The organism is Achromobacter sp., from assembly GCF_050285565.1.
Classification (GTDB): Bacteria; Pseudomonadota; Gammaproteobacteria; order Burkholderiales; family Burkholderiaceae_B; genus Achromobacter.
This window is the reverse complement of the sequence record NZ_JBLZXG010000005.1, coordinates 136,114-149,644: the sequence shown is the minus strand read 5'-3', so window position 1 is coordinate 149,644 and position 13,531 is coordinate 136,114. Positions and strand designations below refer to the sequence as shown.

Annotated in this window: 13 protein-coding genes; 12 read left to right on the top strand and 1 reads right to left on the bottom strand. The window is 65.2% G+C overall.

Annotation, left to right across the window (positions count from 1 at the left end; translation table 11 throughout):
• Positions 1-240: 240 nt before the first annotated feature.
• A complete protein-coding gene (locus ACN6O8_RS11960) occupies positions 241-2,016 on the bottom strand; it encodes a M61 family metallopeptidase (protein WP_427991260.1) in 1,776 nt (591 codons plus the stop codon).
• A gap of 39 nt (positions 2,017-2,055) precedes the next feature.
• Here ACN6O8_RS11960 and ACN6O8_RS11955 point away from each other — a divergent pair, with 39 nt between their 5' ends.
• The 12 genes from ACN6O8_RS11955 to ACN6O8_RS11900 all read left to right on the top strand — a co-directional run bounded on the left by ACN6O8_RS11955 (position 2,056) and on the right by ACN6O8_RS11900 (position 13,492).
• Positions 2,056-2,832, top strand: coding sequence for an enoyl-CoA hydratase (locus ACN6O8_RS11955; RefSeq protein ID WP_427991259.1), 777 nt, complete (start codon positions 2,056-2,058; stop codon positions 2,830-2,832).
• Between the two features lie 294 nt (positions 2,833-3,126).
• Positions 3,127-4,683 (top strand): DUF1254 domain-containing protein, encoded by a 1,557-nt coding sequence (locus ACN6O8_RS11950; RefSeq protein WP_427991258.1) that lies wholly within the window; start codon positions 3,127-3,129, stop codon positions 4,681-4,683.
• A 496-nt stretch (positions 4,684-5,179) separates the two neighbouring features.
• Positions 5,180-5,593, top strand: coding sequence for an ATP synthase subunit I (locus tag ACN6O8_RS11945; protein ID WP_427991551.1), 414 nt, complete (start codon positions 5,180-5,182; stop codon positions 5,591-5,593).
• Between the two features lie 87 nt (positions 5,594-5,680).
• Positions 5,681-6,562 carry a F0F1 ATP synthase subunit A gene (atpB, locus tag ACN6O8_RS11940; protein ID WP_427991257.1) on the top strand — a complete coding sequence of 294 codons (882 nt, stop codon included), beginning with the start codon at positions 5,681-5,683 and terminating at the stop codon, positions 6,560-6,562.
• A gap of 118 nt (positions 6,563-6,680) precedes the next feature.
• The gene (atpE, locus tag ACN6O8_RS11935; RefSeq protein WP_003815363.1) at positions 6,681-6,923 is read left to right on the top strand and encodes a F0F1 ATP synthase subunit C; all 243 of its coding nucleotides are present in this window, start codon (positions 6,681-6,683) and stop codon (positions 6,921-6,923) included.
• A 142-nt stretch (positions 6,924-7,065) separates the two neighbouring features.
• Complete coding sequence (locus tag ACN6O8_RS11930; protein WP_006227275.1) at positions 7,066-7,536, top strand: F0F1 ATP synthase subunit B; 471 nt, start codon at positions 7,066-7,068, stop codon at positions 7,534-7,536.
• Positions 7,537-7,548: 12 nt separating this feature from the next.
• Complete coding sequence (locus tag ACN6O8_RS11925) at positions 7,549-8,088, top strand: F0F1 ATP synthase subunit delta (protein ID WP_427991256.1); 540 nt, start codon at positions 7,549-7,551, stop codon at positions 8,086-8,088.
• Positions 8,089-8,119: 31 nt separating this feature from the next.
• Positions 8,120-9,661: a F0F1 ATP synthase subunit alpha gene (gene atpA, locus ACN6O8_RS11920; protein ID WP_427991255.1), complete on the top strand. Its 1,542-nt coding sequence runs from the start codon at positions 8,120-8,122 to the stop codon at positions 9,659-9,661.
• A gap of 99 nt (positions 9,662-9,760) precedes the next feature.
• Positions 9,761-10,666, top strand: coding sequence for a F0F1 ATP synthase subunit gamma (gene atpG / locus ACN6O8_RS11915; protein ID WP_008167500.1), 906 nt, complete (start codon positions 9,761-9,763; stop codon positions 10,664-10,666).
• Between the two features lie 37 nt (positions 10,667-10,703).
• Entirely contained in the window at positions 10,704-12,104 is a 1,401-nt protein-coding gene (atpD, locus tag ACN6O8_RS11910) for a F0F1 ATP synthase subunit beta (protein ID WP_054434844.1), read from the top strand.
• Between the two features lie 9 nt (positions 12,105-12,113).
• Positions 12,114-12,539 (top strand): F0F1 ATP synthase subunit epsilon, encoded by a 426-nt coding sequence (locus ACN6O8_RS11905; RefSeq protein WP_006392535.1) that lies wholly within the window; start codon positions 12,114-12,116, stop codon positions 12,537-12,539.
• A gap of 179 nt (positions 12,540-12,718) precedes the next feature.
• Complete coding sequence (locus ACN6O8_RS11900; protein WP_427991254.1) at positions 12,719-13,492, top strand: helix-turn-helix domain-containing protein; 774 nt, start codon at positions 12,719-12,721, stop codon at positions 13,490-13,492.
• Positions 13,493-13,531: the final 39 nt, after the last annotated feature.

Genomic DNA, 13,531 nt, shown 5'->3' with positions numbered 1-13,531 from the left:
GTCTCATCGTGAGCGTGTGGCGGGGCAGGCGGGGGAGGGCGGGGCGTGTAGATGCGCCCGACGGAAACCGTAGGGAGCCGAAGGCGTACGAGGTTGAGGACGGGGCAGTCCGGAGCGAACGCTCCGGACCGCAATCGTAGCCCCGCCCTCCCCCGCCTGCCCCGCCACACGCGTCTAAAGAACCCCACCGCCTCAATACAAAAAGGGCCTTCCAACGAGAGAAGGCCCTACAAAAAGAACTCACCCAAACGACAACAAACAATCCAACGCCTCAGGCTCACTCAAACGCACCTGGAACACCCGCAACTCATCCCGCCTGAACACATGCACGTCGACGCGATCCCCCGCTCGGTACTGCCCCAGCAGCACCTCCACGCCGGCAGCCCCCTCGACCTTCAACCCATCGATCGCCACCAGCACGTCGCCCGCCGACAACCCGCCCTTGTGCCCCGCGCCGCCCTCCAGCACCGTCGCCAACACCAGCGACTCGCCCTGCTTGCGCGTGCGCACGTCCAGCGAAGGAATATTGACCGAAGCCTTCCATTGCAGCTTGACGCCCTGCGGCGCCAGCAGCTCCGCCAGCGGCACATCCGCCGTGCCATAGGCATACCGCGCAATGAAGCGCCGCGCATCCACCCCGGTCGCTTCCTTGATCAGCGCCGGCAGCCCATCCTCCGGCAGGCCCTGGGCCTTGCCGCGATAGAAATCACGCCCATGGCGCTGCCACAACAAGCGCATCACATCATCCAGCGAATGCGCGCCCGCCGACGCCTGGCGGATCAGCAGGTCCAGCCCCAACGCCACCAGCGCGCCCTTGGTGTAATAGCTGACCAGCGCATTGGGTGAGTTCTCGTCCTGCTTGTAATAACGCGTCCAGGCATCGAACGAGCTTTCCGCCACCGACTGCTTGTGCCGCCCCGGGGTGCGCGCCACGCTGGTGATGGTCTTGGCCAGCAGGCGCAGGTAATCGTTCTGCGTGATGACGTTGGAACGTAGCAGCAGCAGATCGTCGTAGTAGGACGTGAACCCCTCGAACACCCACAGCAACCGCGTCAGATCCGGCTGCGCCAGGTCGTACGGCACGAACGCCTGCGGCTTGATGCGCTTGACGTTCCAGGTGTGGAAATACTCGTGGCTCACCAGCCCCAGGAAACCGCGATAGCCTTCGCCCTGGCCCTGCTGGCCCAGCACCGGCAGGTCCTTGCGCGCCGTCATCAGCGCGGTGCTGGCGCGGTGCTCCAGGCCGCCGTAGCCGTCGCCCGTCACCATCGTCATGAAGACATAACGGTCACTGCTGTCCAGGAACGGCGCGCGCTTGCCGCGCGGCTCGAAGAAAGCGATCTGGGTTTCGCAGATCCTGCGCACGTCGGCGGTGATGCGGGCCAGGTCCAGGTTGGGCGCCACGCCCGTGAACACCAGTTCGTGCTCGGCGCCATGGGCCGTGAAGCGGGCCACCTGCGGCGTGCCCATCTCGACCGGATGGTCGATCAGCGCGTCGTAGTCCGGCGCCAGATACAGGCCGAAGCCGTGCCGGCGGGCCGCGCCCTGGTGGCCGCGGGCCTCGGGCAGGCTGGTGTAGACCTTCCAGCCGTCGATGCCGCGCGGCGGCGCCAAATCCACCAGGCAGGGCAGATGATCCCCGCCATGCACCCGCAGGAACACGCTGGTGCCGTTGAAGAAACCGTGGGTTTCATCCAGATGCGCGCCGCGCACCGACAGGTCCCAGGCGTACACCGTATATTCGACCCGCAGCGGGCCGTCGCAGGGCGCGGCCTGCCAAGTGTGATTGTCTATTTTGTCGACAGCCACGCGGCGCGCGCCCGAATGGGCCGTCAGCGATTCGATCTGGCGCGAGAAATCCCGGATCAGGTAGCTGCCCGGAATCCAGGCCGGCAGCGACAGCCGCTGGCCGTCGGGCGCGGGGGTCTGGATGGTTAGGGTTATCCGGTAGCGGTGTCCCGCGGGGTCGTGGGGCGCGAGGCGGTAAAGTATGGGGAAAGCATTGGTTTTTTCCATGCGTATATCTTATTTCATCCCATCCTCTGGAGACAGGTAATGAGCGAGTCGTTTGTGCTGGTCGAAACCCGCGGCCGCGTTGGTCTGCTGACGCTGAACCGCCCCAAGGCGCTCAATGCGCTCAACGATCAACTGATGAACGAACTCGGGGCGGCGCTGCTGGCTTTCGAGGCGGACGCGGACATCGGCGCCGTGGTCATCACCGGCAGCGAAAAAGCCTTTGCCGCGGGCGCCGACATCGGCGCCATGAAAGACTGGTCGTACATGGATGTGTATGGCAGCGAATACATCACGCGCAACTGGGAAACGCTCAAGCGCATCCGCAAGCCCGTGATCGCCGCGGTCGCCGGCTACGCGCTCGGCGGCGGCTGCGAACTGGCCATGATGTGCGACATCATCATCGCCGCCGATACGGCCAAGTTCGGCCAGCCCGAGATCAAGCTGGGCGTCATCCCCGGCGCTGGCGGCACGCAGCGCCTGCCGCGCGCGGTCGGCAAGGCCAAGGCCATGGACATGGCCCTGACCGCCCGCATGATGGGCGCCGAGGAAGCCGAGCGCGCCGGCCTGGTGTCGCGCGTGGTGCCGGCCGACAAGCTCATGGACGAAGCCATGGAAGCCGCCACCGTGATCGCCTCGATGTCGCTGCCGTCGGTCATGATGGCCAAGGAATGCGTCAACCGCGCCTTTGAAGGTTCGCTCAACGAAGGCCTGCTGTTCGAGCGCCGCGTGTTCCATTCGCTGTTCGCCACCGAGGACCAGAAGGAAGGCATGGCCGCCTTCACCGAAAAGCGCAAACCGGACTTCAAACACCGTTAAGCCCTGTTACGTTCGTCCCGCCTGGCGGGGCGCGTCGTGCGCCCCACTCGCGATCGCCCGGGCGGACGCGGTTTTCGCATCACGCGCCCGCCTGGGCGCGTTTTTTCATGCGCCGGCGGCCCGCCGCCCGCGTTGCGCCTTGAAACGTCTGGACAGCACCTTGTTGCAGTGATCGGCCCTATCCTGAAAAGGCGTCACTCTGAAAACGAGGTGCCGCGCCAGAGAGGCTTGCCCGAACTGGTAAGTCCCCCGCGCGGCGGCTCGTATGCAAACAATAGCAACAAGGAGCCTTGCATGCGTACTTCCCCTTTTAATCGCCGGTGGTCCGCCGCCGCGCTCGCGGGCGCGCTGAGCGTCTGCTTCATGACCGCTACGCAAGCCCAATCGCCGCGGCCGACGCTGCGGCTGGTGTCCGAAACGCCGTATCCCGGCGCCGCCGCGCCCGCGCCGCAGGTGAGCGCGCAGGAAATGCGCGAGATCGCCATCGACGCCTATGTCTATGCCTATCCCATGGTGCTGATGGAGTTGGCGCGCCGCCAGGCCACCGCGGTGCAGTCGCCGCTGGACGGCAAGGCGCCGGTCAACCAGTTCGGCCACAAGGCCGCCTTCCCCGACCCGCGCGCCACCGACACCCCCTGGCCCAGCGCCGACGCGCTGTATTCCAGCCTGTGGTTCGATGTGTCGCGCGCGCCCCTGATCGTGCGCCTGCCGGATACCGGCAACCGCTACAGCGTGTTGTCGGCGCTGGACATGTGGAGCGATGTGTTCGCCTCGCGTGGCACGCGCACCAACGGCCCGGGCGCCCAGTCGTTCGCCATCGTCGGCCCGAACTGGCAGGGCGCGTTGCCGCCGGGCATGGACGTGATCCACAGCCCGACCTCGACCGGTTGGCTGATCGGCTGGACCCAGACCGGCGGCCCGCAGGACTATGCCGCGGTCAACCAGATCCAGGCCAACATGTCGGCCAGCCCGATGGTGCCGCCGGTGGCGCCGGTGCCGGGCCGCCACCGGGGCGCCGGCAGCACTACGCCGTATCCGCAGACCGGCCCGGGCGTGGGGGCCGCGCCGATCGGCAGCGATGTGCCCATGCCGATGCCCGTGACCGTGCCCGACGGCACGCCGGCCGAGCAGGCCGCCAGCATGGACGCCGCCGCGTTCTTCACGCTGTTCTTCGACGTGCTGCGCAACAACCCCCCGCATGCCAATGACACACCGATGCTCGACCGCATGCGCCGCATCGGCCTGGACGGCCGCCAGCCGTTCTCGTACGGCCGCCTGAGCCCGGCCGTGCAGCAGGCCCTGGCCCAGGCGCAGCCCCTGGCCGGCCGCCGCATTGCCGACAGCGTGTCGCGCCTGGCCACGCCGATCAACGGCTGGAACACCGTGCTTACCGGCATCGGCACGTATGGCACCGACTACACCCGTCGCGCCGCCATCGCCTATGCCGGCCTGGGCGCGCCGACGCCGGAAGACGTGCTCTATCCGGTCACGGTGGCCGACAGCAAGGGCCGCCCGCTCAACGCGAACGAAGACTACGTGCTGCACTTCGACAAGGGCCAGTTGCCGCCGGCCAACGCGTTCTGGTCGTTGCATGTCTATAACGACAAGCACGGCTTTCCCGACAATCCCGCCAACCGCTACGTGCTGCGCAGCACCGACGGCCTGAAGTACAACGCCGACGGCTCGCTCGATATCTACATCCAGCGCCGCGATCCGGGTGAACGCAAGCGGCCCAACTGGCTGGCCACGCCGGCCGCCGACGGCCGGTTCCTGCTCAGCATGCGCCTGTATTGGCCGCAGGACGTGGCGCTGGACGGACTGTGGGCACCGCCGCCGGTGCAGGAAGACTGACGCACGGCCGGGGCGCGTGGGCGCCAGCGGCCGGCAGGCTTGGCGCGGCTCCTGCGGGAGCCGCTTTTTTGTCCCGGACGCGTGGCGTTCGCCGCGCCTGCCGGCGCCATTCGCGTCCCCAATTTCCATCCCGGCGCGCCCCGCTGGCGAGGCTTGTTGCCGCCTTACAAACGGCCGAAAGTTCATTTGCTCGGGTAAAAAGAATCACGCTATACTCTGCGGGTTTGACGCTTGCGGGATAAGAACACAGGGCGATGTTTTCGCCGGTTCTGACGGGGCATAGCCAGTGCGTAGCCAGGAGTTGTGGCCGGAACGTGGCTGAAAGTTGGCTAGAAGGCTAAGGCTAGGTGTTGGCTTTAAGCGGGGAAGTTTGATGCAGCAGAACATAGTGCGGCACGAACCTGCGCGCCAGGATAGGTCGGGGAACCTGTTGAATCAGGGGCTTCGCTTGGCGCAACAGGGCGCGGCACGCCAGGTTCTGGCGGGCCAGGATCCGGTGGACCGGGTGCTGGTTCTGAGCGACGCGGATCGCGCGGCGCTGAATGCACAGGCTGGCCGCGGTCTCCTGTTGGCACTGGTGGCGCAAGGCGCCATGGGGCTCGCAGCAGCAGTGATAGCGGGGGTTGTCGGAGGGGCGGCGGCAGGTTGGTCGGCGCTGGCGGGGGCAGGAGCGTATTTCATACCCAATGCGTTGTTCGCATTGCGCCTGGCTGTCAGCGTGCGGGCCGGTAAGGCCAGTCCCTTTACCTTTCTCTCTGGTGAGTTGATCAAGCTGTTTGCAACGGCGTTGCTGTTGTGGCTGCTTTCGCGTGCGGCGCAGGACACTCTGGTCTGGCCTGCCGCGCTGCTGGGTCTGATACTCACCCTGAAGGGATATCTCCTGCTTTTGATGTTCCGCAAGTTGTCATAGCGCGCCGGGTAGGTTAACGGCAAACGGAATCGTGGAATCGTCCGGCTCGCAAGGGCTCGGGCATACAGCAAATAGGGTAGGATTCAAATGGCTGCTGCCAGCGACGTGTCGCCTCAGTCCGCGTATATTCAGCACCACCTGGTGCATCTGAACAATACGGGTGAGAAACAGAGCGCAATTGCTCAGTTCGACATCATCAATTACGACTCGTTGTTCTGGTCCGGCCTGACGGGTCTGATCGTCATCTTCTTCCTGTGGCGCGCCGCCCGCCGCGCGACCGCCGGCGTCCCGGGCCGCTTCCAGGCCTTCGTGGAAATGATCGTCGACATGGTCGACGATCAGGCCAAGGGCATCGTCCACAATGCCAAGAGCCGCCTCTTCATCGCTCCGCTCGCCCTCACCGTGTTCCTCTGGATCATCCTGATGAACGCGCTGGATCTGCTGCCCGTCGACCTGTTGCCGTCGATCTGGCGCTGGACCGGCCTGGGCGTGCACCATGGCGACCCCCTCTACTACCACCGCGTGCTGCCGACCGCCGACCTGAACGTGCCGATGGGCATGTCGCTGGGCGTGCTGCTGCTGATGTTCTACTACGGCATCAAGATCAAGCACCCGGGCGGCTTCGTCAAGGAACTGTTCACCGCGCCGTTCCATGCGCATGGCCTGGGCGCCGTCGTCCTGGCTCCGTTCAATCTGCTGCTGAACCTGATCGAATACGCCGCCAAGTCCGTCTCCCTGGGCATGCGGTTGTTCGGCAACATGTTCGCCGGCGAATTGATTTTCATGCTGATCGCCCTCCTGGGCGGAGCCTGGACCGGCTTGAACGGCGCCAGCATCGGCTTGGGAATCGGCCACGTGCTGGCCGGCTCGATCTGGGCCATCTTCCACATCCTGATCGTGTTGCTCCAGGCCTTCATCTTCATGATGCTGACCCTGGTGTATCTCGGCCAGGCGCACGAAGGCCACTGATCCCCCGAATTTCCGGCGCCGGCCACCCGGCCGGCGCTGGATAGCAAGATCCTCTTGCATTGAGCAGTACCCCAATCTTTTTATTTTTTGACTTCAGATTTCTAACCAAGGAGTTGTCATGACCAACGTCGCTTTCGTTGCTCTCGCTTGCGGTCTTATCATCGGTCTGGGCGCTATCGGCGCTTGCATCGGCATCGCACTGATGGGCGGCAAATACCTGGAAGCTTCGGCTCGTCAGCCTGAACTGATGAACGCTCTGCAAACCAAGATGTTCCTGCTGGCTGGCCTGATCGACGCGGCATTCCTGATCGGCGTGGGTATCGCCATGCTGTTCGCCTTCGCCAACCCGTTCGTCGGCTAAGGCACGCCCGCCGGCGAAAAGGCGGGTCATGACGCTGGCGGCGATGTGGGCCTGAGCCCCGTCGCCGGCCGGCAAAGTATCGAGTGCTCCGCGTTGCCCGTCCCGGGCGCCGTCGGAGCCGCAAGGTGTTAAAGGAACGACCGTGAATCTGAACGCGACGATCATTTTCCAGATGCTCGTGTTCTTCGTTCTGGGCTGGTTCACGATGAAATTCGTGTGGCCTCCTCTGACGAAGGCGATGGACGAGCGCCGCCAAAAAATCGCCGACGGCCTTGCCGCCGCGGAGAAGGGCAAGGCCGATCTGGCCCAGGCCCAGGCGCGTGTCAGTCTGATCGAGGCTTCTGCCAAGTCCGAAAACCACGCCCGCATCATCGAGGCCGAAAAGCAAGCCGCCTCCCTGATCGAGCAGGCCCGCCGTGAAGCGGAAGCCGAGCGTGCCCGCATCGTGGCGCAAGCTGCACAGGATGCCGCGCAGGAAGTCCAGCGCGCCCGTGACTCGCTGCGCGACGATGTCGCCGCGCTGGCCGTCAAGGGTGCTGAACAGATCCTCAAGCGCGAGGTTGACGCCCGCGCCCACGCCGAGCTGCTGAACCAGCTCCGCGCGCAGCTTTAATCCGGGACCGTCATGGCTGAACTTTCCACTGTTGCCAGGCCCTACGCCGAAGCCTTGTTCGCCGCCGCGTGTGACGACAAGGCCGGCCTGCAGGCTTGGGCCGACCTGGTCAGCGAGCTGTCGCAGGTCGCCTCCAACCCCGACGTGCGCGAGGCCATGGCCGATCCGCGTCTGGGCGACAAGCAGCGCGTCGAGCTGTTTTCCGGCCTGGTGAAGGCCGAACTGCCCCAGGCCGCCCGCAATTTCATCGAGCTGCTGGTCGAAAACGACCGGTTGCTGCTGCTGCCCGAAATCGCCACGCAATTCGTGGTGCTGCGGAACCGTCACGACGGCACGGCGCAGGCGGAAATCACCAGCGCGTTCGAGCTGAGCGACGCCCAGGTTCAAGAACTGGTCGTTGCCCTCGAAAAGAAATTCGGCCTGAAGCTCAAGCCCGTCGTCACCGTCGACCAGTCGTTGATCGGCGGCGTGCGCGTGGCCGTCGGGGACCAGGTGCTCGATACTTCCGTACAAGCCCAATTGGCCCGCATGCGCGATACGCTCGCCGCTTAAAGGCAGCACTAACAGGATTCCAGGAGTCAATATGCAACTCAATCCCTCCGAGATCAGCGAACTGCTCAAGAGCCGCATCGAGGGCCTGGGCGCTTCGGCTGATGTCCGTACTCAGGGCACCGTCGTGTCCGTGACCGACGGTATTACCCGCATCCACGGCCTGTCGGACGTGATGCAGGGCGAAATGCTCGAATTCCCCAACAACGTTTTCGGTCTGGCGCTCAACCTCGAGCGTGATTCCGTCGGCGCCGTTATTCTCGGCGACTACACCGGCGTTTCCGAAGGCGACCAGGTCAAGACGACCGGCCGCATTCTGGAAGTTCCGGTCGGTCCGGAACTGAAAGGCCGCGTGGTCAACACGCTGGGCGAGCCGATCGACGGCAAGGGCCCGGTCAACGCCAAGGCCACCGACATCATCGAAAAAGTGGCCCCCGGCGTTATCGCCCGCCGCTCGGTGTCGCAGCCGCTGCAAACCGGCATCAAGGCTATCGACTCGATGGTTCCCATCGGCCGTGGCCAGCGCGAACTGATCATTGGCGACCGCCAGACCGGCAAGACCGCCGTGGCCGTCGACACGATCATCAGCCAGAAGGGCAAGGGCGTCACCTGCGTGTACGTCGCTATCGGCCAGAAGGCGTCGACGATCAACAACGTGGTCCGCAAGCTCGAAGAGCACGGCGCGATGGAATACACCATCGTCGTGGCCGCCTCGGCTTCCGACTCCGCCGCCATGCAGTACCTGGCCGCCTACGCCGGCTGCACGATGGGCGAATACTTCCGCGATCGCGGCGAAGACGCCCTGATCGTCTATGACGACCTGACCAAGCAAGCCTGGGCCTACCGCCAGGTCTCGCTGCTGCTGCGCCGTCCGCCGGGCCGCGAAGCCTACCCGGGCGACGTGTTCTACCTGCACTCGCGCCTGCTGGAACGTGCCGCCCGCGTGAACGAAGACTACGTCGAGAAGTTCACCGGTGGCGCCGTCAAGGGCAAGACCGGCTCGCTGACCGCGCTGCCGATCATCGAAACCCAGGCGGGCGACGTGTCGGCCTTCGTTCCGACCAACGTGATCTCGATCACGGACGGCCAGATCTTCCTGGAAACCGACCTGTTCAACGCCGGTGTGCGTCCCGCCATCAACGCCGGTATCTCGGTGTCGCGCGTGGGCGGCGCCGCCCAGACCAAGGTCGTCAAGAAGCTGTCCGGCGGTATCCGTACCGACCTGGCGCAGTACCGTGAACTGGCCGCCTTCGCGCAGTTCGCCTCCGACCTGGACGACGCCACCCGTCGCCAGCTCGAGCGCGGCAAGCGCGTGGTCGAACTGCTCAAGCAGCCGCAATACCAGCCGCTGCAAGTGTGGGAACTGGCCGTCACGCTGTACACGGTCAACAACGGCTACCTCGACGACGTGGACGTGGCCCAGGTGCTGTCGTTCGAGAAGTCGCTCAAGGACCAGCTCAAGGCCAAGCACGCCGCCCTGATCCAGCGCGTCGAAGACACCAAGGAACTGTCCAAGGACGACGAAAGCGAACTCGCCGCCGCCATCCAGGAATTCAAGAAGCACGGTGCTTTTTAAGAAAGTGATGGGTTAGGCGTCAGCGGCGCCTCACCCATCCTTATCGGATGGTTGAGGCGCAAGCGCCAACCCATCGGCCAGTCTTCACAGGAAAGCGCAATGCCCGGAATTAAGGAAATCCGAACCAAGATCAAGAGCGTGCAAAACACGCGCAAGATCACCAAGGCGATGGAAATGGTCGCCGCATCCAAGATGCGCAAGGCGCAGGAACGGATGCGTGCTGGCCGTCCGTACGCCACCAAGGTGCGCGAGATTGCTGCGCACCTGATGCAGGCCAATCCCGAGTACAGCCACCCGTACCTGGTCGAACGCGAAATCAAGGCGGTCGGCGTGGTCATGGTGACGACCGACAAGGGTTTGTGCGGCGGCTTGAACACCAACATCACCCGCGTGACGTTGGCCAAGCTGAAAGAGTTCGAGAAAAACGGCATCGCCGTGCAAGCGACCGCTTTCGGCAACAAGGGCGTGGGTGTGCTGACCCGTATCGGCGCCAAACTGGTTTCCCAGGAAGTGCAACTGGGCGACAAGCCGCAACTGGACCGCCTGCTGGGCGCGATCAAGGTGCAGCTGGACGCCTACCTGGAAGGCCGTATCGACGCGCTGTACGTGGCCTCGACCCGCTTCGTCAACACGATGAAGCAAGAGCCCCTGTTCCTGCGTCTGCTGCCGCTGGCCAGCGGTTTGGAAGATCCGTACCAGACGGGCGCCGAAAGCCTGGCCAAGACCTCGGAAGTGAAGTCGGAATACAGCTGGGATTACATCTACGAACCCGACGCCCGTAGCGTGATCGACGACCTGCTGCAGCGTTACGTTGAAGGCCTGCTGTACCAAGCCGTGGCCGAGAACATGGCTTCGGAGCAGTCGGCCCGGATGGTCGCCATGAAGGCGGCGTCGGACAACGCCAAGAAGGTCATCGGCGATCTGCAGCTGGTCTACAACAAGACCCGTCAGGCCGCGATCACCAAGGAAATTTCGGAAATCGTAGGGGGCGCTGCCGCGGTGTAAACCGGGCAGTATCCCGTCAAAATATCAAGGAATCGACATGAGCAACGGAACCATCGTTCAGTGCATCGGCGCCGTGGTGGATATTCAGTTCCCCCGCGATCACATGCCCAAGATCTACGAAGCGCTTACTCTGGTCGACGAGGGTTCCTCGTTCGCCGAAAAGGGTCTGACGCTGGAAGTGCAGCAACAGCTGGGTGACGGCGTGGTGCGTACCATCGCCCTGGGCTCCAGCGACGGCCTGCGCCGCGGCATGAAGGTCGCCGGCACCGGCGCCCCGATCTCGGTGCCCGTCGGCACCGGCACGCTCGGCCGCATCATGGACGTGCTGGGTCGTCCCATCGACGAAGCCGGCCCGATCCAGCACGAAGAAAAGCGTGGCATCCACCAACCGGCCCCCCGTTTCGACGAGCTGTCGCCGTCGGTGGAACTGCTGGAAACCGGCATCAAGGTTATCGACCTGGTGTGCCCGTTCGCCAAGGGCGGCAAGGTCGGCCTGTTCGGCGGCGCCGGCGTGGGCAAGACCGTCAACATGATGGAACTGATCAACAACATCGCCAAGCAGCACAGCGGCTTGTCGGTGTTCGCCGGCGTGGGTGAGCGTACCCGCGAAGGCAACGACTTCTACCACGAAATGGAAGAGTCGAACGTTCTGGACAAGGTCGCCATGGTGTTCGGTCAGATGAACGAACCCCCCGGTAACCGTCTGCGCGTGGCGCTGACCGGCCTGACCATGGCCGAGAAGTTCCGCGACGAAGGCCGCGACATTCTGTTCTTCGTCGACAACATCTACCGCTACACCCTGGCCGGTACCGAAGTGTCGGCGCTGCTGGGCCGTATGCCGTCGGCGGTGGGCTACCAGCCCACGCTGGCCGAGGAAATGGGCAAGCTGCAAGAGCGCATCACGTCCACCAAGACCGGCTCGATCACCTCGATCCAGGCCGTGTACGTGCCCGCTGACGACTTGACCGACCCGTCGCCCGCCACCACCTTCCAGCACTTGGACTCGACCGTCGTGCTGTCGCGTGACATCGCCGCCCTGGGTATCTACCCGGCCGTGGACCCGCTGGACTCGTCCAGCCGCCAGCTCGACCCGCAAGTCGTCGGCGAAGAGCACTACGCCGTGGCCCGTGGCGTGCAGCAGACGCTGCAGCGCTACAAGGAACTGCGCGACATCATCGCGATTCTGGGCATGGACGAACTGTCGCCGGAAGACAAGCAGGCCGTGGCCCGCGCCCGTAAGATCCAGCGTTTCCTGTCGCAGCCGTTCCACGTGGCCGAAGTGTTCACCGGTTCGCCCGGCAAGTACGTGCCGCTGGCCGAAACCATCCGTGGTTTCAAGATGATCGTGAACGGCGAGTGCGATGCGCTGCCGGAACAGGCCTTCTACATGGTCGGCTCGATCGACGAGGCCTTCGAGAAGGCCAAGAAACTGCAATAAGGAACCGATATGGCTACCCTGCATGTGGATGTCGTCAGCGCAGAGGAAGCGATCTTCTCCGGTGAGGCGAAGTTCGTGGTGCTGCCTGGCGAAGCGGGTGAGCTGGGCATTCTGCCCGGTCACACCCCGCTGATCTCGCGCATACGCCCCGGGACGGTCAAGATCGTCCGTGCCGACCAAGGCGAGGAAAACATCTTCGTCGCCGGGGGCATTCTGGAAGTGCAGCCGGGCAGCGTGACGGTCCTGGCCGACACCGCCATCCGTGCCGCCGACCTGGACGAGGCCCGTGCCCTGGAAGCGCGCAAGCGCGCCGAAGAGGCCCTGGCCAACGCCAAGGACAAGGCCGACATCGCGGTTGTCGAAGCCGAGCTGGCGATGCTGGCGGCGCAAGCCATCGCCGCGCGCAAGCTGCGTCAAGGCGGCCGCTCGCACTGAGCGCGTCACCCGCCGGGGTTCGCCCCGGATCCGGAAAAAGCGGCCCCTGGCCGCTTTTTTCATTGGCGCGCGCGGCTCCCCTCGGTTAACCGCGGGCCGGCTTGCGTGCACTACGAATAGCGAGGGGGACGGGACGCCGGTAGTCTTCAGGGATTGCAATTCGAACCTGGAGGAATAGCGTGCGAGAAACCATGGATTGCGCGGTGCTGCTGACCCCGGGCCACGAAGCCGCCATGGGCGACTGGGTGGCGCGCGACCAGCCGCGGCTGGCGCGGGTACGGCTGCATCTGGTGCCCTTGCGCCAGCCGGGCACTGGTCCGGGCGGCCCGGATACCCATGCGCTGGCGGGCCTGGCGGTAGGCCTGCGCCGATACGATCACTGCGTCCTGCCGGTCGCGCCGGCATCGCTGGCCTGGACCCGCATGTCCTTGCAGCAGGCGCGCGCCGCGCTGGCCACGCCGGTCCTGCTGCTGGTGCACGACATGACGGCGCCCGCCATCGAAGACCTGTTGCGGCTGGGCGCCGCCGATTTCATTGCCGCGCCGTATTGCCTCGAAAGCCTGCGCGTGCGCCTGGAGCGGTTGGCGCGGCGCGCGCCGTTGCTGGGCGAACGGCTGGAAGAGCCCGGCGCCGTATACGCCGCCGCGGCGCGGCCCGCGGGCGGGGCGGGCGCCCGGCCGCGGGTGCCGCGGCAAGTCCTGCAACAGGGGCTGGCGGGTTTGCGCTACCAGCCGGCCCGCGACATGCCGGAACCTTTCCGGCAGGCCAAGGCGCGCGTGGTCGATGGCTTCGAATCCGACTACATCCGCCTGGCGTTGTCCCGTCACCAGGGCAACGTGGCGCGGGCCGCGCGTGCCTCCTGCAAACATCGGCGGGCGTTCTGGGCGCTGATGCGCAAACACGGCATTGACGCGTCGCCGTACCGGCGGCAGGCCGAGCAGGAGCGGCCCTAGCGGCGGGGCGGGCGCGTTGGCGGGGCGCGGCCATGAGCG

Excerpts from the sequence above, each read along its gene's own strand:
- ACN6O8_RS11960 (WP_427991260.1), bottom strand. The coding sequence starts at position 2,016 with ATGGAAAAAACCAATGCTTTCCCCATACTTTACCGCCTCGCGCCCCAC.
- ACN6O8_RS11955 (WP_427991259.1), top strand. The coding sequence starts at position 2,056 with ATGAGCGAGTCGTTTGTGCTGGTCGAAACCCGCGGCCGCGTTGGTCTG.
- ACN6O8_RS11950 (WP_427991258.1), top strand. The coding sequence starts at position 3,127 with ATGCGTACTTCCCCTTTTAATCGCCGGTGGTCCGCCGCCGCGCTCGCG.
- atpB (WP_427991257.1), top strand. The coding sequence starts at position 5,681 with ATGGCTGCTGCCAGCGACGTGTCGCCTCAGTCCGCGTATATTCAGCAC.
- atpE (WP_003815363.1), top strand. The coding sequence starts at position 6,681 with ATGACCAACGTCGCTTTCGTTGCTCTCGCTTGCGGTCTTATCATCGGT.
- ACN6O8_RS11925 (WP_427991256.1), top strand. The coding sequence starts at position 7,549 with ATGGCTGAACTTTCCACTGTTGCCAGGCCCTACGCCGAAGCCTTGTTC.
- atpA (WP_427991255.1), top strand. The coding sequence starts at position 8,120 with ATGCAACTCAATCCCTCCGAGATCAGCGAACTGCTCAAGAGCCGCATC.
- atpG (WP_008167500.1), top strand. The coding sequence starts at position 9,761 with ATGCCCGGAATTAAGGAAATCCGAACCAAGATCAAGAGCGTGCAAAAC.
- atpD (WP_054434844.1), top strand. The coding sequence starts at position 10,704 with ATGAGCAACGGAACCATCGTTCAGTGCATCGGCGCCGTGGTGGATATT.
- ACN6O8_RS11905 (WP_006392535.1), top strand. The coding sequence starts at position 12,114 with ATGGCTACCCTGCATGTGGATGTCGTCAGCGCAGAGGAAGCGATCTTC.